The organism is Buttiauxella ferragutiae (genome assembly GCF_022637515.1).
In the GTDB taxonomy this organism is placed as follows: domain Bacteria; phylum Pseudomonadota; class Gammaproteobacteria; order Enterobacterales; family Enterobacteriaceae; genus Buttiauxella; species Buttiauxella ferragutiae.
Genome location: NZ_CP093332.1, coordinates 1,831,144 through 1,849,277, shown reverse-complemented (window position 1 = coordinate 1,849,277; position 18,134 = coordinate 1,831,144). Strand labels below are relative to the sequence as shown.

Below are 18,134 nucleotides of genomic sequence, written 5' to 3'. Positions count from 1 at the left end.
ATGCTGACAACATTACTTATCTTTAGCTTTAACGACACTGCATACGCGGCGGACAAAGCAGCTGTGGCGGCGGCTTTTTCGCAGAGTTCAGCCATGACCGATCCCATTATTCTCTCCCTGCAACATTTTGAAAAAATCCAGTCATACCAGGTTACGGTGCGCTCCCGCTCGCCTCAGGATGAACCTAAAATCATTCGCTATAGCTATCGTAAACCGGGCTATGTACGGATGGATTTTACTACGCCACATTCCGGCGCCGTCCTCATCTATAACCCGGTCAGTGGCAAAGTTAAGTTGTGGCCATTTGGATTGGGAACATTTCCTGTTTTGAATCTGTCGCCAACAGATTCACTAATACAAGATGATAATGGTCATCGGGTGGATCAATCAGACTTAGGCGTTCTGCTGAATAATATTCGTCGTCTGCAACATGGCGGTACAACAGCCACTATTGGTGACGAGATAGTAGCGGGCAAATCGACATTGCACTTATCCGTGGCCGGCCCTGAAGGAAAGACCGTCGATGCTGTTCACCAATATGAGATTTGGTTAGATAAGCAATCTGGATTTCCCATCAAAGTAGCCAGTTACGCCCCGGATGGAAAATTACTGGAAACCGTCTTCATGGATGCAATGGTTATCAACATCCATTTCCCCTCTGCTTTTTTCGCGCCGTAATGGGAGCTTTGCTCTATGGCTGACTATAAATTTTGCACCATCTGGCGGGTCGAAGCTTCTGTATCGGAGGTATGGGATATTCTTTGCCATCCGGACCTGTGGCCTGAATGGTGGGGAAGTCTGGAGCAGATTATTGAGTTAAAGAAAGGTGATATTCAGGGGATTGGCGCTTTGCATCGTTATACCTGGAAAGGTGTGCTCCCCTATCGCATCACCTTTGATATCCATGTATTAAATATTACGCCCTTTTGTCTTTTAGAAGGGGAAGCCAGTGGCGAGGTTGAAGGACGTGGAGTATGGTCTTTTTCTGACAATGGAGTGGATACAATCGTCAGGTATGACTGGAATATCCGGACTAACACCCGATGGATGAACTACCTCGCGCCGCTGGCAGCACCCGTTTTCCGCTGGAACCACCATATGGTGATGCGCGATGGAGCAAAAGGGCTGGCCCGCAAATTAGGGACTCGTGTCGAAGTATATTGATGAAGCGGCTCTTTCAAAAATAAGAGGTAAATAATCTTTGAATACAAATAATTTTGGTCAGCCCGTTGGCTTTTCCTTACCGGACTGGCAGCCCGCCCCTTTCCCTGAGCAGTGCATAATTCGCGGCCAACATTGCCATCTCTTACCTCTTGAAATCAGCCATTGCGAAGCCCTTTTCGAGACATTTTCTGTGGCAGAAGATGACAGAGACTGGACCTGGCTTGGCGCAGAAAAGCCAGCTTGCTTACAGGACATGATGTTCTGGATTAAAAATAAAATCGAAGACCGCAACCTGGTGACATGGGCCGTGACAGAGATAAAAAGTGCCCGTCCGGTTGGGGTTGTCTGCTTTAACAATATTGATACGGTTAATGGTGTGCTGGAAATAGGGCATGTTACCTGGTCACCACTTATGCAACGAACCGTACTGGGAACGGAAGCCATTTATCTTTTGCTGAAGAATGCCTTCTGCATTGGCTATCGTCGTGTTGTCTGGCGCTGTGATTCACTAAATCTGGCTTCAAGAAATGCTGCCGAAAGAATGGGATTCATATTTGAAGGGCGATTCCGTCAGGCTATGACCCGTAAGCAACGTAACCGTGATACTGACTGGTTATCTGTTATCGATATTGAATGGCCGGTCATAGAAAAGGCTCTTACAGACTGGCTTTCGCCTGATAATTTTACGGAAGACGGTACGCAGAAGCTGAAGCTTGAAACTTATTTTCGCAGCAACCAACCTTAAACCACTCATTTTGTCTTCAAGGTAAGCAAGACGGCCTTTCCGTAGTACAGCGAGTGTGGAGGGGCCGTCATGAAGAATGAATGGAAACTGCCGCTGGGGGTAAAAGGTCATTGATGATATTGGTGAAGTGTAATGCATTCACTTAGGGACAGAATAAAGGTCCGTAAATCCAGCAATTATGCCCCCTTTTCGCTTATGTTTTTTCCAGAGTATGCGTAGTCCTCTTTTAGCACCAAACAGGAAAATAATGCCATCAGACTGCTATGAGCGAGGGGTGGACTTGATTGTATGGGAAGATTAGGTTCTCTGTAGCTTCATATGCAACAAAGGGTATGGCCTGCCCTGGCCGTCAACTTCAGAACGACCCACAGTTTCAAAACCATGTTTTTTATAAAAGGTAACAGCCTGAGGATTCTGTTCGTTTACGTCGAGCTCATTAGCACCTTGCTCGTCGATAGCATGTAACAGGAGTAATTTCCCGATGCCTTTTCCGCGTTGACCTGCATCCACAAAGAGCATTTCAATGCGGTTTTCGCTTACCCCTGTAAAGCCCACGATCGAACTGTCACAGCTAAGACGAGCGAACGTAATAGTCAGGCCTGGAAGATACGTATGCAGTATCAGGGAGCATAGCGCCTGAATATCCTGTTCCTGTAAAAAATCATGCGTAGCACGTACGGATGATTCCCAGACCTTCAGTAATATCGGGTAATGAATTTGGGTACCCACTTCCATATTTATCATGATCTTATAATCCGTTAATTGTCATCGTATCGCCATGATAGCTGTGTGATATTATTTGTCACTGTGTGGCGTGCATTTGCTCAATGGTATAAGGCCTGTTGAAGAACATTCGTCTCCAAATACATATCCTGGAATTTTCAGACCTCCAGATAAATCCCATATTGTCTTAACCCAATCAATACTAACTTCAACAATCAAGTCATTGATCGAAAATGAAACTTCGTCAGGATCCAATATCGGGACATTTGGTTGTAATTTGCCCCCGATAAATTTCACATCAAATAGCAATCGATAATCCGCTATAGCTTTGTTGAGAACATATAGGTCCGGGCCACAAAGATGGACCATGACAGAAAACAATCCATCCTCATCCTGATTAGGATGGATACCGACGTCGACTGACTTAGCTTTTTCTGGAAGGTTAGTCTTGATCTTAAAGATCATATCGACTGCACTTTGTGTGTAGCCTTTTAACGTGTCTTGCAACACTTCTCTGTATTCAGTCTCCGTCAAAGCTTATGTCTCCCTAATTTTTTCTCATCACGCTGATACATAAATGGCTAAGGTTGTTAAGTTTTCCTTAATCGTAATCAGCCCTACATAATTTATCATACTTCGTCGCTGCAACTTCCGCTCCTGGCACGGTACGGACAAATGCAGGGCACTGGAGTGTCGGCTTTGAGCTGTGAGTTCAACTAATGGATGCAACACACCGGTTAAATCGCTCTGCGGGTGACTCAAAGTCTAGTTTTTTAATCGCCTAGGTATCATCAGCTTGCTAAATAATGTGAGTCGAAAAATCGTTATAAATTCAGGTGTTAGTGTTTATAAACGTAGATCACTAAACTTTACAGTGTTTACTGTTCCGTTGCGCCTAAATCCCCTGCTATCGTTCAAGTTTCGGCATTATCCAGTAAAAGTGGGAACATCCATGGACAAGAAGGCCAAAAACATACTTTTTAAAACCTACTGGGGCAGCAACGGCTGGCTTTCCGAACGGGAGACAAAACCTGAGGACTTCGTCTATGCAAAGGGTCAAGGTTTGATGTTTAACCCCGTGAGTATATCGCACGATGTATGCATCAGCGAGATTCTGGCATGGGTAACGAAAATCTCTTCGACGAAGGCGGCTCAAGCATTTGTGTCTAGCCTGTCGACAAGGAGACTTGATTGGCGGTCTGGCGTAGCCTCATACCACCTTGCGTGCCAGATGGCCCTTCATCGCTACACGCCTGTTGTTAGTGGAAATGGCTACTTTCCTGATGGTACGGTTGCCACCACAAGCTATACATGCGCTGTTTGTCGTGATGTGGTGCCAGGCCTCACAATAGGTGATGACAAATATACTGATGAGGACCTCAATATCCTCAACTTCGAGCGGATCAAATGGGGAGGGGTCCGTCACGGCCAGTTGATCTACACGTGGTTTGATTTGCAAGAATTGGCTCACGCCGACATCCCTGCTCCGACGGATGAGGACGTACTCATCCTCCGAGATATCCTTGCGATTATTGAATCTAGCCAACCTAACGACCATGCTGGTGCATTGGAAAAGCGACTGGCTAGCGTTATAAAGTCCTCAAAGAACGAACGACGAGTGATCATCGACATTCTTGCCCACTTGGGCGTGCTCAAACCTGCGTCATTCGAGCGACCTATTCACGGAAAGAGCGACTGGTCGGAGGCAGCGGCATGTTGGCGTGGTCAAGACAAATTTGATTGCGAGGCTGTCAGCAAACAGTTCGGCAAGTGGCTGCGTAGCTGACATCCACGACCAACGATTTCTGACACCCTAGTGCCGCTTTAATTAGAGCGGCCTACCTCCAAAGCTGCGAAAGTAACCATTGAATCTGCACGTCAGGTTTAAGTACACATCAAGCTGACGTCAGGATAAACAGCAAATACTGTCAGATTAAGGTTATTTTCTTATTTTCCAGACGCATCAAGAAGAATGTCGATGAATCTAGCCTGACACTATCGTTCAAAAAATATACTTAGCGTACGTTTCCGCACAGTTGGGCTTCAAATCCCTTACTCATGGAAAATAAATGCTGGTTAGCCATAAAAATGAACAAATAAAAAGCATCTGCTATAAAATATCAGCATGCATTCCGTTTTGAACTCAATGGAGGTGAATGAGATGGTTGATGAAAACATGCTAATTACTAATAGTCATGAGCTTGAGCAACTTTACGGTGCAGTAGCAAAACCTTCTTTAACGAAGGTGACGGACCATATTCATCCTGCCTACCGCCCCTTTATTGAGGCATCAACATTTGTGGCGCTTGCGACATCGGGACCGGATGGCCTGGATGTATCGCCAAGAGGTGATCCTGCAGGCTTCATTCACATTGAGGACGTTAAAACTCTACTTTTACCCGACCGCAGGGGTAATAACCGCATTGATAGTCTGCGCAATATTTTAAATGACAACCGGGTTGCGCTTCTCTTTTTAATTCCCGGCATTGGCGAAACTTTGCGTATAAGTGGGACAGCTGAAATACGTAAAGACCCGGCTTTGCTTGATAAATTCGCAATCAATAATCAATCCCCCAAAACGGTATTGCGCATTTCAGTGGAAAGCGTTTTTTTCCAGTGTAGTAGAGCAATCATTCGCTCAAAACTCTGGGATCCTGCCACACAAATTGAGAGGAAGGCCCTTCCCAGCACCGGTAGTATCCTGAGTATGATTTCACAGTCAGAAATTGATGGTTTGGCTTACGACGAGGCCTTGCCGGAGCGATTGAAAAACACACTTTACTGATTGTTTCGGAAATGTGTCCCCGATACAGGGAGTGCTTAGCTGCTAACAGAAGAAAGCAATGCCACTACGAGAGCAGCTTGTACAATCTCTTAGTAACGTCCGCTTCACGCCCTGAGACATTCGACAAGCTTTTTATGGCTTCAGTAAGAGCGAGTGTCGCGCTTCGAGAGCCAGCAAATATTTCGCTTCGTCGTACTGGGTTCTGGTCTTCCAGCAGCGGTAAATGATCCTTATCCATTTAAACGCCAAAGCCCGGATGGCTGATTGATGCGATTTCCCTTTTTCTCGCTGCCCCTGGTAATAAAGTCTGGCCCAGTATGATGAATTAACCGTCTTGGCAGCCCATTCAACAAAGGTCTGCCTGACGAACTTGGCACATTGCCATCGCCAGTGAACCCATGATTTCTGGCCACTTCGTTCGGTCACCGGTGCAATACCTGCATAGTTTTGAATCTCTTCAGCGCTGTTAAACCGATCACGGTTATCACCAAGTGCAGCAAGCATCCGTGGGCCCATACACGGCCCCATGCCCGGAAGTGATTTGAACAGCCCCGCATCTGGCAATATGTCAAACAGCGTTTCGATTCGTTCGTCATAGGTTTTGATGATTTCACTCACGACTTTAATTTGTGTCGCCAGTGCTGTTGCCATCAAAGCATTCGCCTCTATAACACTCGGGTCTGTCGTCAATGGGATCGCGTTATCAATACTCGCAACACGTTGCTCGGTAAGGGCCATTGCGCGGCCACCTTTGGCATTCAGAAAGTTGCGGATCGTGTCGCGCCTGGCTCGTTTCAGTTGTTGCAGACTGGGCCACCGGATAATCAGCTCACACAACAGTAAACTACCCCGATGTGAGAACCACTCCAGTGGCTGAGGATAATACTGTTTAAGCGTGTTGATTATCCGGTTCACAAAGCGGCGTTTGTCCTCAACCAGCAGTCGACGCTGCTCAACTAACTGTTGAAGTAATCGGATATCACCATTGTCGGGTTCAATAGCTTTTATCTTCTGGGGGTAACGCAGCATTAACTCTAATGCCAGCTCAGCATCCTGTGGATCATCCTTAGCACCGCTTGGCCAGAAGGTCTGCCGATAGCGAGCCAGTGACAATGCGTGCACAGGAAAAACAGTGACAAATGGGTACTTCTGGAGAGCATACACCACCGGGCCTTTCTTCAGCTCAAGGGCGATAGCGATCCTGCCTTTCACCTTTTGGTGCAATTCGTTGAGCCAGATATCAAGCGCTTCCGGAGTGTGTTCAACCACCTGGAATATGCGCTCGCCATTTTTAAACTGAACGCAGACATCGTGTTTTTTATCCGCCCAGTCCAGACCAACATGAGCAGCAAACTGATTAATCGCAGTCATCACCAACTCCTTTTTATCGGGGATTGGTATGCATTCCACGCTCTTCGAAAGAAATATAGTCAGCAGTTTTTCTGCATGCCCTGAGTATTCGTTAGCGAACGTGGAGCACTTACTGGCTCGAAAGCAAAGCGGCAATCATCAAATCACATGATTCTGGCACAATATTCGTAACCAATAAGCGCATACCCTGAATCACTTAAAAGTGTAACTCTCAGGGTGCGAATGACTATACCTGGCACAAAGCAGCCAACTGCAATGCCATAAAGCAGCCCAGAGCGAATAGTTGAATCCGTACCGGTAATAGCTCAATGGTTTTGAAAACATCAAAGTATTCTTACAGTATTATCTAACCAGGCGGGTAGGTTTTCTCTGTACCAGTTTAGATAGAATTGAAAATCACTTTTCTGCCGTTCATTAAGCAATACGACTACCTCGGTAACAATCCAGGCTTTGGCAATTGCAATTTCTCTGGTTAAATCATTAGGGTTATAATGACAAGATATACAGTTATAGCGTGTTGCAAACTCAATAAATTTTTGTATAGACCCCATTCCCTTTATAAGGGGGGCAAGGTCAATAGCTGGGCTTCCAGTGCTGAATCTCTCCCAATCGAAAAGAATTAAATCACCGTTATCCCTTTTCCCCCAATTGCCCGCATTACTATCGCCTGAAATTAAGCACTGGCCACTAAACAGAGCATCACTTACCTGCTGAAAATATCGTAACTGTTTTTCTGCTCTTCCCGGTAATTCCAATAGTGTGAGAGATTTTTCGAGGTCTGATTCTGACCAGGTGTGGTTGTGATAAACCCATGAAGTGTCTGGAGGGTAGCAATGTAAACGTGACAGAATTGACAACACCTCATCACGCCCAACTGCGTCCTGGTCAACCAGGTGTGGGATATATTCCAGTCTCAACTTGCGTAAAGACGGATCGGCGGATAATAGCATTGGGGTGGGAATGTCTACCTGAGCGAGATTCTTGGCTGCGTGTTGATAAAAACTGTACTCCACATCACTGGCAGGAAATTTCTCGATTACTTGATGACCTGTTTCATCCACAATAAGCGCCACTTTAGCGGTACCCATGCGGGATAAATTATTAACAGGCATACATATTTCCTATAGCGCTGGTCAGTTGGTTAATCCTGGGGCTTTTGAGTTTACGCAAACTGAAAGCCTTGCTGTCAACTCCCCTTCCTGCAGTTAGCATATTGTGATGGTTGCACCATCCGCTTCTGGCACGAAGCCGCCTATAGGTTAGCTCTCAGTCAGCTATGAACAAAAATCAGACATCTGGCTTGCAACAAGACGACTGATGGCGTAACGATGATAATTGAGAGTCGGAGTTAATATTTTATATCAGGAGGCTTTGTGCGTACTCGTCCATCATCTCGATTGATAGTCCTTTCACCTGAAAATCGCGTCCTACTCTTTAATTTCTGCCACAAAGATGACGCGTTGAGTGGAATGACTTATTGGGCTACTCCCGGTGGGGGACTTGAACTGAATGAGTCTTTTGAGCAAGCCGCCTTACGTGAATTACACGAAGAAACGGGGTTGAGAAGAAACACTACAGGGCCGCAAGTAGGAGCCTCAAGCTTCACAATGATGCTACCAAGTGGGGAAACAGTTCTCGCAGAAGAACGTTTTTTTATTATTTACGCAGATGAATCAGAGATCGAATGCTCAGGCTGGAGTAACAACGAAAAGAAAGTTATTCGCGCTCATTATTGGTGGGCATTGAAGGAACTCAGACACACCAATGAAACAATCTTTCCACACGATTTGATCATCAACATACTTGCCGAAAAACTTACCTGCTCCCTAAAAAATAATGCACCCTAATTTCAGTTTCTGGCACTTACCTGCCGGTGCGGCACATTCAGTCCGCTGTGAGCGAGGAGCAGACCTTCTGTGTTGAGTGGAGATTCATTGTCCCCGCTGGACTCTGTGGCGATTCAATGCCTCTTTATGTTGCTAAGGATATATTGCTCAATTTCTGATGAATAAAGTCAATGAGCGCTCTTGTTTTGGCGGGCAAATAACGCCGATCTGAATAAAGTGCGAACAATTGCAAAGGGGCTGCCGATTGTTCAAACTCAACCTCGATTAATCGTCCATCCTTAATGTAGGGTTGGCAGGCTTGTTTCGATAAAATTGCAAAACCGACACCTGCTAACGCAGCCCTTCCTGCCATCTCACCGCTGTTTACCCGATAGCTCCCTTTGACCTTAACCGTCTCGAATCCTCCTTTTTTATTAACAAACTGCCAGGGAGCACCTTTCAGAGCACTTACCGTTGTAATACAGGGTAATTCTTCAAATTGCTGAATGTGTGAAGGGGTGCCATAACGCTGAATGACGGAGGGGGCTGCAACAATGGTGCAAGGGATAGTCACCAGATGACGGGCTATGTAGTCACTGTCATCCATTTGACCACGGGTAATAATGATAGCTAAATCCAGATCCTCTCGCAGGGATTCGAAACCTGACAAATTTGTGACACAGCTGATCTCCAGATCCGGGTACTGACAGGCGAAATCGGCAATAACAGAACCCAGCAATGCAGGACCAATTTCGTTGGGAATACAGATCCGTAATGGGCCCTTAAGTTGCATTTGTCGCAAGGTTAATTCTGTCTCAGTTTGCTCAAGCGCCTCCAGTAATGGCTTCGCTCGGGTATAGAGTAGGTGCCCCGCCTGGGTGAGTTTCATATGTCGGGTGCTGCGCTCAATGAGCTGAAGATTCAGTTTTTCTTCTAACTGAGAAATACAACGACTGACATTTGATGTCGGCATTTCAAGGACTTTCGATGCCCCAACAAAACTTTCATTTTCAACCACAGCAATGAACACTTTCAGAGTATTAAAATCAAGAGCCGGACGCATCAATTATCCCATATATGATAATAATAAGTGCCATTTTTACCATCTAATGAACACCATTGATAGCAGTTAAACTCGGATATCTTTCATCCTTAGGGTTGCTTGCTATGCCACTGGTCACACAGACGTTTAATCATAAAACACTCATGCGGATAGCCATTGTAATGGCTTTTATCCAGTTCACTAATGCGCTGGAGTATATGGCGTTAACGCCTGTTTTTGCTTTTATGGCAGACGGATTTTCGGTTCCTGTATCATTTTCTGGCTATGTTTCTGGTATGTACACACTGGGTGCTGTGCTTTCTGGCATTGTTGCTTTTTATATGATCGACCGGTTTAATAAAAAACAATTCCTGGTCAAGAATATGGTGCTGCTGGGAGCATTAACATTTTTGTCCACACTCACTACTCATTTTGAAACTCTACTCGCGCTACGATTTTGCGCAGGATTGGTTGGTGGTACGACAATGGGGGTGGGTACGAGCATTTTGATAAACTATGCTCCAGCTAACTTACGTGGAAAAATGCTGGCAACAGTGATTGCATCATTTTCGATGGTAAGTATCGTCGGCATGCCAGCTATATTATTTTTGTGTACGCACTATGGTTGGCATACTGCACTGTGGTTAATCAGTTCACTTTGCCTACTGTCTTTACCGTTGATAGTATTTATTATCCCCAGGGATACGGTTCAATCAGGCGTGAAGAGTAATCTATCTATTGATACTCAAACCTTAATTTTCGCTTCTTGTACTGCAATAGTACAATTTAGTCCAATGCTGATTATTCCCATTTTGACTCCATTATTGACGCAGTATATGGGCGCACAACAAAACCTATTACCTTTATTGTTCTTAAGTGGAGGTATTGCAGGTTATCTGTCTACAAAAATAACAGGTATTCTAACATCGCGTTTATCTGCTCTGATGTTGGCAACAATTTCAACTCTGTTGTTTGTGGCAAGTTTACTGATTCCTGCGATGGGCTATCATAATACAGTTCTATTTATAACCTTATTTCTTGGAGCCTCATATAGCCGACTTGTTTCCGCTTCATCGGTTGCTATCCAGTATCCTGAGAATGAACAACGAGCCAGTTTTTCTTCACTACAGGCAGCAATTATGTCCCTGATAACAACTCTCGCATTCTTTCTGTCTTCCTTATTACTTCCTGACCAGGGAATAACAACGCAAAATCTAAACAGACTGTTGGTTGTTAGTGCATTAGCCGCATCTGGATTTCCCGTAATGGTCATAATACTTCAAAGGAAACTGGCTAAACGGACTATCCAGACACCTCATAATTGATTAGCGTGTCGTCCGCTTATTGGAACACAGTCGCCAATGGGATTATCCAGGGACAGTGTTGAGCTAGGGGCTGACTGTCATTTGTAATGATGTTATCTGGTGGGTAGTCAGGTCAGCGTGACCCGCACCTTTAGCCCAAAAATCAGCGTGGCTGGAAATATTATGCAAGGTGAGTTTTATCAATGATTTGTTGGGAGAACTTACAATTCAAAGGGGGAGTAATCTTAAAAGCCCTGACCATTGCAGCCAGGGCTTTTAAGGTACTACAGACTTCAGATTTAACATTAATGGACTTAATAAAATGATACTGCTATTTATACTGCTTTCAAATGTACCCGTTTACTACAGATAATATTGGGCATTAATACTAAAAATCCTCCCTCTATTTATCTCGTCATACACCTGCCTGCGCTTTCAAAACCTAAGCGTGGCAACTTAAACAAGCACATCCCCCATCGCGACATATACTCTTTGATGCGTTGCCCGTTGCTGATACGGTTACCAAAAACAAACGAAACCGGCAGCATCAACTAAAAAAACAAGGCCTTACATCGTCGCGCTAACACTACCATTTTGCGAACCAGCACAATCACTACAAGGCCTGAAAACAACTACATCCCAAACAACAAACTTCGTGGCCTGTATGGCAAAATGGCTTTCCCAGAACTTCTATCTATTCACTAACTTACTAATCACTTTCATTGTGCTGCTGAGTACTAATTTACTCATTTGAGATTTGAGGTCAATACTGTTTTTTAAAACATGTTTTTATTTACAGCGATAGTGACTGTGCTATATCCCGCTACTCATTGTACCGACCTGTTAGCAAAGTTCGCTATTGGCACACAGAGGACTTCGAAGCGAAGCAATGCTCCAAAAGTGCCTGGAAAGACAATGGTGTTTTCATACCGACAGCCTCATACTGATGTACTTCTTCGGTCTGGATGAAATCATGAATCGACCATGCTGGCCCTGCGTCACCTGAACAACCCAGTCACTATATTCACCATAACACTTGGGTGACGAATTCTATCTATCGTTTAAAACCAATGAGTGCCAGCTGCAGATGATGCTCTATAAAGCCCGCCTTTAATTCACAGTAGCGTTGAACATCGTTCTTACTTGCTAACGCAGCAGCTCGCTTTATCTCGGTATATAGCACTGCTTCCTCCCTGTTTTTTATCAGATAATCACGGAAAGCCAGATGTTTTACGACTTGCATATCACCCACTGCGAATGCATGCACCTGATGGCTACGCTTATCACCACCCTTAATAAAATATCGGCGCCCGCGAATTCCGTTCTCACCACGCGCAATGTATCCGGCTCGAGTCATTACAGAATTACATTTGTCTAACTCGCTTACCCCGACAACTTCCAGCAGTATGTCGATGACTGGCTTTGCTGCCAAACCAGGCACGGACGTACTACCAATATGGTGAATGCCTTTAACTACCTCACCAAGCAATGCCTGTATCAGCGAACTTTCAGACTCGAACATCAGCGGCCATTGTTTATCGTATGGCACCACTATTACTGTCCGCATAGATACCCCCTCCTTTCCGCTGTGATATTAACCATAATATCCGGGTAGCGAACTGCTTCAACCGAAATCCCGAATACTGACGGGTTCGTTACATTGCTAAAACGAGAGATTTTATCTTTTCAGCCTTTTCAAAATGATCCAGTTTCATATCCATAATCCACCAGTGCGCAACCTCCATCAGCAGCTCTGGATCATCATTTTTATTGGCAAAAAAAGCATAGAACGACAGCCCTACATTACTGCCCTTGGCCGCGATTTTTGCCTCACACGTTCTGATGATTTTTTCCTTCATTCTTGCCTGCATGTTCTCTCCTTTTTCATTCTCAGGGACCTGAGTCTATCAAAGCAATTCCGTCAAAACTGAAGTGTGCTTTAATTAGCATGCATCAGTTCACGCAAGAAAGTTCATTCGATATCAGAAGTCTGGAGGTAATATTCTCGATGTTAAAGTGCATCTCCAAGCCTTCTATATTCACTAACGTTGAATGAGTGGCTAAGTCGGTCAAAGTCAACATATCAACTCTGTTGAGGTGGCCAAATTCAGTAAATCACTACATCGATGAGCGGAATGAACGACACAAGGAGATTTGCAGAACGTAATTTCTGGGGGAGCTATTCCTCAACCGTTCTTAAAGCTGAAGTCATTCAATCCGGTGCAATCGTAAGTAGTATTTATTTTCCGGCTACTTTTTCCGAAAAAGAGAAACAGCGATTGCAGTCAGAACCCCTATAAAGGGCAGGACTCCTGCGCCAGCTAAGAAGTTATGGTGATTTATTCGATTTTCCCTACGGATATCAGCAAAACGGGCTAGCGCGTGTTTTTCATCAGTAGCGGAGACTTCTTCAAATTGTTTTTCATAGCCCTTTGCTGTCAGTTGAGAGGCACCGTCCACGTTTACTCTTTCAAGTGCGACGGTTTGCTTACCCTTTTTAAAAAAACAGTAATCTGGCATTTGGTGCTCCACATGGAGGGGACGTAGTATTCGCGGAAAATTTTTCAGTCTGGAATGAGCATCTTCATTGTTCTGATGAGATAGTAACATTCCATTACTATCAGCTTAAAATATCAAAATGGTTTGCTTGTAAAAATAGCATTCAGCAATTTCTAATCTCAATCTTGAATATTCCGACACACCGTGAATAGATTCACCCAAAAAGAAAAACCGCTTCCCAGAGAAAAGCAATGACTCTTCAATAGCATAATTTTAATTTCTAATCATCGAGTTATGTCCACTTAACATATTCCATGCGATTAAGTTAATCTGTTATAAACTATACCTTAACTTTTTCTGGAAGCTAATAACATGTGACCAGTTACTTTGTAATCGACACCATGATAAGTGAATAACGTCCGCTCCTGGCACCAAAACAGACTCTCGAAACTCATTGCGCCCAGACGTTTCAAACTAGAAAGCCCACCCAATTTTCTTTGGTTGGGCTTGTTCTTTCAGTTAATCCGCAAAGCAAGCCAGAAACTCACACCATTACTCATCTAGCTATTGCGATGCTAGACGCTCACGCATCGGTCTGTTAATTGGGTTGCGATTTGCATCGTAATAGCGACTCGGCCAGATAACATAAGCAGGAACATCAATCGCCTGGCTTATCAGCATTTCCCCTTTTGCCCACGGGCGGGAAAGTGCATTTGCAAGCGTTGAAGAGCTCAATCCTGACTGACGGGATAAAGCTGCCAGTGAAGTGCCTTTTTTACGCAGGGCAGCGATGATATCCGCAGGATGCCAGTCGTTTTGAGTAGTCAATAAGATAAGACTTTTGGGTAACGTCATAAATATTCTCCAGGAGAAAATTTGTATGTGTTCCCGATGTGATATTCAGGCTGCGAAACCTGGCTGCGGATTTTGCCGCAGCGGCGCTGACTATACCGTAGCCGTTAGTGTTAACCAACCCACTAATGAGTAAGTTGCGAGTCGTTTTCCAAAGATATTTTGGTTGTTGCAGCAGGTAACATTGATGACTTTGCTACGACCTGGCTCCGCGATCGCCCCTCATCTTCCTGATATGATAGATTCCTCCCAATGGAGCATTTCACTATCTAGAGTTATCCCGCAATGTCGAATAATCGAGCGCCGGTTTTTAAAGTTTTATCGCTGATGATAGTTTTAGCAGCCGCAACCTTTTTAAATGGCTGCGTTTACCATGATTACAACAGTCCGCATATCGAAGGTGTTTTAACCAGGCAAGGGCAACCGTTGGCTAACGTCAACGTTTCATTAGCCAATTCGGCGCAAATCATGCAAACCACCACGACTGATTCGAAGGGTTACTTTTCACTAGCGCCAAAAGGTGAATGGAATGTCTTTATTCCCATTGGGCCGCAAGACCGTTTCACTCGCTGGTCGGTGATTATTGAGCAGGGTTCAGAGACACTCACCGGATATCAAGATTCAGGTATTGGCGGTGTTTTCTCAGGCTATTCATCTAACGATCGTGTTTCGCTGAATTGTGATTTATCACAGGCAAACATAAAAACCGATGAGTCGGAAGTACATTATTTTTGCAAGGTGCAGACCAGGGAATAATTATGAAGCTTCGTTCTATCATGGGCATATTGCTTATCTCTCATTCGCTGCTCATTTCTATTTCATATGCGAAAACAGCGACCGTTACATGGAGTGATAATGCAGCCGTTGCTCCTGTTCGTGACTGTCGTATTCCGCTAAGAAAACTCTTAGCAAGCAGTAACCAATCTATGATTGCCGCCGAACATCCCAAAGCAACCGATCTGGATGTCCTTATGGAGAAACACGATGACCGCAAGGAAATGTGGTTTATTCAAATCATCAACGTGCGGCAGGCGCATGCAGATTCAGCCCCTGGCGCCGGGCATTTTGGTTGGGTTGTCTACAATGAAAAAACGGGGGAGTTGTGGGATGAACGCGATCAGGAGCACCCGCAAAAGCTCACCACGGATCCTGCCGCATTAGAAAACTACCGCATGTGCAAGATGCAAGATGATCGGTGCTTTCAGGCAAACCAAAACATGACGGATGATCCGACAGGAGGTTTCTACCCTAACGCCTTTGAAGTAGAGGGGGACTCGAGCGTTCGCTATATTGCCAGCCAGGAAAAACGCCAACACCTTTATTGGGCACCGAACAAAGAGTGCACCGTAAATGCATTTGTTGTGAATAACGACAAAATACTGGCGCTATCATGGGGGCAACAACCGGGCTTTATCTGGAGTCGTTATGTCCATCCTGTCACCAAAAAAATTATTGAAGGATGGTTACCTGGAGAGGTCGTTAAAACAAAAGAGCAAATTTGTAATACCGCTAATCAACAGGCAACCGGCGAAAATGCAGCACCCATAAATTTTGTTATACGCACAGTCTCTAACCAACATCAGCGCCTCTATTTTTATGATGCGCCAAATGAAATTTGCCAGAACAGCACGAATGCTTTTCTTATTGATGGGGACAAAGTCCCCGCGTCGGATAAACCTCCGCAGGCAGGTTTCACTTTTGTGCGTTATACCCATCCTTCAACCCAGAATGTCACCAGTGGTTGGGTTCATACCCGTGGTCTGGTTCAACCTTAAGAGGCTGGTATTCACTACAGTGAAAACCCATATGTATATAAAAAGAAAAATACGAATGATGAGTCTCTTGCCGCTCTGCATCCTGATATCACTCCCCCTGATATCAGCAGCAGCAGATGTTGGCTTAAGCACAATAACCTTGAAAAATCCTACTTATAATCAAAAAGATAACCAGGATTACTACTACAATGGACCGTACTTTTTGATCCCCGGCACAGTCAACGAGGTCAGACAAAAACTGACTCAAGGTTTCCAGAATGCAGGGCTGGGTGATTTTCAATGGAAGGATGATTCTGACGTACTGTCCAAAATGGAACACCCGTGGCTTGAAGCCAGTTTCGCCAACCATCCGGAGCTAAAAAAAACCATAGATCAGGCGACTACTGCATTAGTGGACAACGCTCAACAGGCTGGTGCCTTCAGTGCCAGTGAAAAGGCAGAACTGCTTCAGGCTATTCCGAAGCAAGATAAAGACTATGTGGCACGACTTGAGCTTGCTAAGGCGCCGTTTTTCGAACAACGCATTAGCCGCTGGGAATTCAAACGGTCAGTGTCAGCGCGCCATTCAATCCTGCATGAGGACTTCGGTTACGTGATGGACGTATCCCCTATGTTAGCTCGCGGCCCGATGGTACTGGTCTGGTATGGCGGTCTGGAAACCAAAACCGAAAAAACCTTCAAAATGTTCAGTGGCCTGGGCGGAATAGGCCCAATTCCCGATTCCCACATTCAAACCACTAAAACGACAACAAGCGCAATAGACCAGGCGCTGCAACACAGCCTGAACAATTCGCTGGCAGACATGCAAGTACTGCCCGATGCTGAAGCCATGTCTATTATGCAACCGTGGTTCACTCAGGAAAAAGAAGCTCCACAAAACGCACAGCCAGAGGTGCCAGAAATAGCCATCACTGGCAATCCAACCACACCGGCCCCTGTTTTCGATGTCCCCGTCAGTAAAATCCCCGAGTTTTCAGGTAACGATCCCGAGCAGTTCAAAATCTATAGCCAGTCCTTTGAAGACTGGCAGATGCTGCTATTGCCCGATGATCAACTGATCGTATCAACATTCGCTAAAATGCAATCATTTGATTTTAAAGAAAATAAAATCAAGTTATTGCACAATTTCCAGGGGCAATCCGCCATTACCTCCCTCAAACTTGATGATACCGGCAGGTTATGGGGGCTGGACAAAGTCACCTCGTCGGCCAACGGCGAGCAACCCGGCGTAATCTATAAGTTACTTTCGTGGACACCTGATGGTAAAAAAAGCCGCGAGATTGCGCTCCCTGGCGTACGGCAGGCATTTTTGGAAAACTGGTTAATCAATCCGGGGGAAAACGTCGCGCTTTGGAGTAGCAATGACAGCCCAGTTTTTAACCTGTCCCTCAAAAAGGGGGAACTGATGAGCAAAGCAGGGATGGTTGAATCACGCGAAGCCGCGATAAGGCTGGTGAATTCATCTAAATCGCGAAACCTCACCTCCATTAAATTTAACGACAACCTGGTTTGGCGGCAAGACTGGGGCGGGTATGGTCTATCGGCTGAAACAGGGCAAGTCGTCCAGAGTGTCAAAACAAACGTTGATGGGATGTTCTTTGGTAGCCTGGAATCCAGATGGGGACTCGCGCCGTCAGAAGGTTCAGCTTACCTGGCTAACCCCATTTTTATCATCAATCTGGATAGCGGATTACCTTATCTGAAATTCGACAAACCCGTGTCCCACGTAGCGCGCACGGCTCACGGAAGATTATTGGCCCTGGATACCACTGTTCTTGAGATGAAAAGCGGGACGATTATTGCACAACTGGTTCCTGATACAGGTTACACCGTTGCTGCAAGCGCCTTTAGCTGGAAAGGCGACAAATTGTGGGTCTATTTAAAAAATAACGACGGCGTTGAAAAAGTGATGATCTGGGATGTACCGGAATCATTGCGTGATGCCGCTTTGGGCAAGTCCTATCCCGATCAAGCGAATCTGGATACTTCCGCCGGACAGTGGCGGTAAAAAGTACCGGGCTTCTTTATTCTCAACGGCTTCGGGTATA

The 18,134-nt window shown here is 45.2% G+C and carries 19 protein-coding genes; 10 read left to right on the top strand and 9 right to left on the bottom strand.

Going from position 1 to position 18,134, the window contains the following annotated elements; genetic code table 11:
* Genes MNO13_RS08380 through MNO13_RS08370 form a run of 3 tightly spaced genes read left to right on the top strand, consistent with a single transcriptional unit; the run spans position 1 to position 1,909 of the window.
* Positions 1-678, top strand: coding sequence for a DUF1571 domain-containing protein (locus tag MNO13_RS08380; RefSeq protein ID WP_241939779.1), 678 nt, complete (start codon positions 1-3; stop codon positions 676-678).
* A gap of 15 nt (positions 679-693) precedes the next feature.
* A complete protein-coding gene (locus MNO13_RS08375; protein ID WP_241939778.1) occupies positions 694-1,164 on the top strand; it encodes an SRPBCC family protein in 471 nt (156 codons plus the stop codon).
* 37 nt (positions 1,165-1,201) lie between these two features.
* Positions 1,202-1,909, top strand: a complete 708-nt coding sequence (locus MNO13_RS08370; RefSeq protein WP_241939777.1) for a GNAT family N-acetyltransferase — start codon at positions 1,202-1,204, stop codon at positions 1,907-1,909.
* A gap of 297 nt (positions 1,910-2,206) precedes the next feature.
* On the opposite strand, the gene MNO13_RS08365 is transcribed toward MNO13_RS08370, so the two are convergent.
* Together MNO13_RS08365 and MNO13_RS08360 are read right to left on the bottom strand one after the other, a co-directional pair.
* Positions 2,207-2,650 carry a GNAT family N-acetyltransferase gene (locus MNO13_RS08365; RefSeq protein ID WP_422387214.1) on the bottom strand — a complete coding sequence of 148 codons (444 nt, stop codon included), beginning with the start codon at positions 2,648-2,650 and terminating at the stop codon, positions 2,207-2,209.
* A gap of 54 nt (positions 2,651-2,704) precedes the next feature.
* On the bottom strand, positions 2,705-3,166 hold the full coding sequence (locus MNO13_RS08360; protein ID WP_241939775.1) for a DUF6389 family protein: 462 nt from the start codon (positions 3,164-3,166) through the stop codon (positions 2,705-2,707).
* A gap of 418 nt (positions 3,167-3,584) precedes the next feature.
* On the opposite strand from MNO13_RS08360, the gene MNO13_RS08355 reads away from it, so the two are divergent.
* Positions 3,585-4,418 (top strand): hypothetical protein, encoded by an 834-nt coding sequence (locus tag MNO13_RS08355; RefSeq protein ID WP_064545374.1) that lies wholly within the window; start codon positions 3,585-3,587, stop codon positions 4,416-4,418.
* Between the two features lie 375 nt (positions 4,419-4,793).
* The gene (locus MNO13_RS08350; protein WP_064545372.1) at positions 4,794-5,417 is read left to right on the top strand and encodes a pyridoxamine 5'-phosphate oxidase family protein; all 624 of its coding nucleotides are present in this window, start codon (positions 4,794-4,796) and stop codon (positions 5,415-5,417) included.
* 132 nt (positions 5,418-5,549) lie between these two features.
* On the opposite strand, the gene MNO13_RS08345 is transcribed toward MNO13_RS08350, so the two are convergent.
* Both MNO13_RS08345 and MNO13_RS08340 read right to left on the bottom strand, forming a co-directional pair.
* A complete protein-coding gene (locus MNO13_RS08345; protein WP_241938973.1) occupies positions 5,550-6,788 on the bottom strand; it encodes an IS110 family RNA-guided transposase in 1,239 nt (412 codons plus the stop codon).
* 323 nt (positions 6,789-7,111) lie between these two features.
* Positions 7,112-7,900, bottom strand: coding sequence for a phosphotransferase family protein (locus tag MNO13_RS08340; protein WP_064545369.1), 789 nt, complete (start codon positions 7,898-7,900; stop codon positions 7,112-7,114).
* A 261-nt stretch (positions 7,901-8,161) separates the two neighbouring features.
* Between MNO13_RS08340 and MNO13_RS08335 the strand changes: the two genes are divergently transcribed.
* Positions 8,162-8,635, top strand: coding sequence for an NUDIX hydrolase (locus MNO13_RS08335; RefSeq protein ID WP_241939774.1), 474 nt, complete (start codon positions 8,162-8,164; stop codon positions 8,633-8,635).
* A gap of 124 nt (positions 8,636-8,759) precedes the next feature.
* On the opposite strand, the gene MNO13_RS08330 is transcribed toward MNO13_RS08335, so the two are convergent.
* The gene (locus MNO13_RS08330) at positions 8,760-9,677 is read right to left on the bottom strand and encodes a LysR family transcriptional regulator (RefSeq protein ID WP_241939773.1); all 918 of its coding nucleotides are present in this window, start codon (positions 9,675-9,677) and stop codon (positions 8,760-8,762) included.
* 104 nt (positions 9,678-9,781) lie between these two features.
* On the opposite strand from MNO13_RS08330, the gene MNO13_RS08325 reads away from it, so the two are divergent.
* Positions 9,782-10,981, top strand: a complete 1,200-nt coding sequence (locus tag MNO13_RS08325) for an MFS transporter (RefSeq protein WP_241939772.1) — start codon at positions 9,782-9,784, stop codon at positions 10,979-10,981.
* Between the two features lie 1,033 nt (positions 10,982-12,014).
* Here the strand turns inward: MNO13_RS08325 and MNO13_RS08320 are convergent.
* From MNO13_RS08320 to MNO13_RS08305, 4 genes are all read right to left on the bottom strand, one after another.
* Entirely contained in the window at positions 12,015-12,527 is a 513-nt protein-coding gene (locus MNO13_RS08320) for a GrpB family protein (RefSeq protein ID WP_241939771.1), read from the bottom strand.
* Between the two features lie 88 nt (positions 12,528-12,615).
* Positions 12,616-12,831, bottom strand: coding sequence for a DUF6500 family protein (locus MNO13_RS08315; RefSeq protein WP_241939770.1), 216 nt, complete (start codon positions 12,829-12,831; stop codon positions 12,616-12,618).
* A gap of 379 nt (positions 12,832-13,210) precedes the next feature.
* Positions 13,211-13,480 carry a hypothetical protein gene (locus MNO13_RS08310; RefSeq protein ID WP_241939769.1) on the bottom strand — a complete coding sequence of 90 codons (270 nt, stop codon included), beginning with the start codon at positions 13,478-13,480 and terminating at the stop codon, positions 13,211-13,213.
* Positions 13,481-14,023: 543 nt separating this feature from the next.
* Positions 14,024-14,314, bottom strand: coding sequence for a helix-turn-helix domain-containing protein (locus MNO13_RS08305; protein WP_241939768.1), 291 nt, complete (start codon positions 14,312-14,314; stop codon positions 14,024-14,026).
* A 282-nt stretch (positions 14,315-14,596) separates the two neighbouring features.
* Here MNO13_RS08305 and MNO13_RS08300 point away from each other — a divergent pair, with 282 nt between their 5' ends.
* From MNO13_RS08300 to MNO13_RS08290, 3 genes are read left to right on the top strand one after another with little or no spacing between them, the layout of a single operon-like run.
* A complete protein-coding gene (locus tag MNO13_RS08300; RefSeq protein ID WP_241939767.1) occupies positions 14,597-15,067 on the top strand; it encodes a DUF6795 domain-containing protein in 471 nt (156 codons plus the stop codon).
* A 2-nt stretch (positions 15,068-15,069) separates the two neighbouring features.
* Positions 15,070-16,086: a hypothetical protein gene (locus MNO13_RS08295; RefSeq protein WP_241939766.1), complete on the top strand. Its 1,017-nt coding sequence runs from the start codon at positions 15,070-15,072 to the stop codon at positions 16,084-16,086.
* A gap of 55 nt (positions 16,087-16,141) precedes the next feature.
* Positions 16,142-18,094 (top strand): hypothetical protein, encoded by a 1,953-nt coding sequence (locus tag MNO13_RS08290; RefSeq protein WP_241939765.1) that lies wholly within the window; start codon positions 16,142-16,144, stop codon positions 18,092-18,094.
* Positions 18,095-18,134: the final 40 nt, after the last annotated feature.

Excerpts from the sequence above, each read along its gene's own strand:
- MNO13_RS08350 (WP_064545372.1), top strand. The coding sequence starts at position 4,794 with ATGGTTGATGAAAACATGCTAATTACTAATAGTCATGAGCTTGAGCAA.
- MNO13_RS08355 (WP_064545374.1), top strand. The coding sequence starts at position 3,585 with ATGGACAAGAAGGCCAAAAACATACTTTTTAAAACCTACTGGGGCAGC.
- MNO13_RS08290 (WP_241939765.1), top strand. The coding sequence starts at position 16,142 with ATGATGAGTCTCTTGCCGCTCTGCATCCTGATATCACTCCCCCTGATA.
- MNO13_RS08320 (WP_241939771.1), bottom strand. The coding sequence starts at position 12,527 with ATGCGGACAGTAATAGTGGTGCCATACGATAAACAATGGCCGCTGATG.
- MNO13_RS08305 (WP_241939768.1), bottom strand. The coding sequence starts at position 14,314 with ATGACGTTACCCAAAAGTCTTATCTTATTGACTACTCAAAACGACTGG.
- MNO13_RS08340 (WP_064545369.1), bottom strand. The coding sequence starts at position 7,900 with ATGCCTGTTAATAATTTATCCCGCATGGGTACCGCTAAAGTGGCGCTT.
- MNO13_RS08300 (WP_241939767.1), top strand. The coding sequence starts at position 14,597 with ATGTCGAATAATCGAGCGCCGGTTTTTAAAGTTTTATCGCTGATGATA.
- MNO13_RS08295 (WP_241939766.1), top strand. The coding sequence starts at position 15,070 with ATGAAGCTTCGTTCTATCATGGGCATATTGCTTATCTCTCATTCGCTG.
- MNO13_RS08315 (WP_241939770.1), bottom strand. The coding sequence starts at position 12,831 with ATGCAGGCAAGAATGAAGGAAAAAATCATCAGAACGTGTGAGGCAAAA.
- MNO13_RS08375 (WP_241939778.1), top strand. The coding sequence starts at position 694 with ATGGCTGACTATAAATTTTGCACCATCTGGCGGGTCGAAGCTTCTGTA.
- MNO13_RS08345 (WP_241938973.1), bottom strand. The coding sequence starts at position 6,788 with ATGACTGCGATTAATCAGTTTGCTGCTCATGTTGGTCTGGACTGGGCG.
- MNO13_RS08325 (WP_241939772.1), top strand. The coding sequence starts at position 9,782 with ATGCCACTGGTCACACAGACGTTTAATCATAAAACACTCATGCGGATA.
- MNO13_RS08380 (WP_241939779.1), top strand. The coding sequence starts at position 1 with ATGCTGACAACATTACTTATCTTTAGCTTTAACGACACTGCATACGCG.
- MNO13_RS08330 (WP_241939773.1), bottom strand. The coding sequence starts at position 9,677 with ATGCGTCCGGCTCTTGATTTTAATACTCTGAAAGTGTTCATTGCTGTG.
- MNO13_RS08310 (WP_241939769.1), bottom strand. The coding sequence starts at position 13,480 with ATGCCAGATTACTGTTTTTTTAAAAAGGGTAAGCAAACCGTCGCACTT.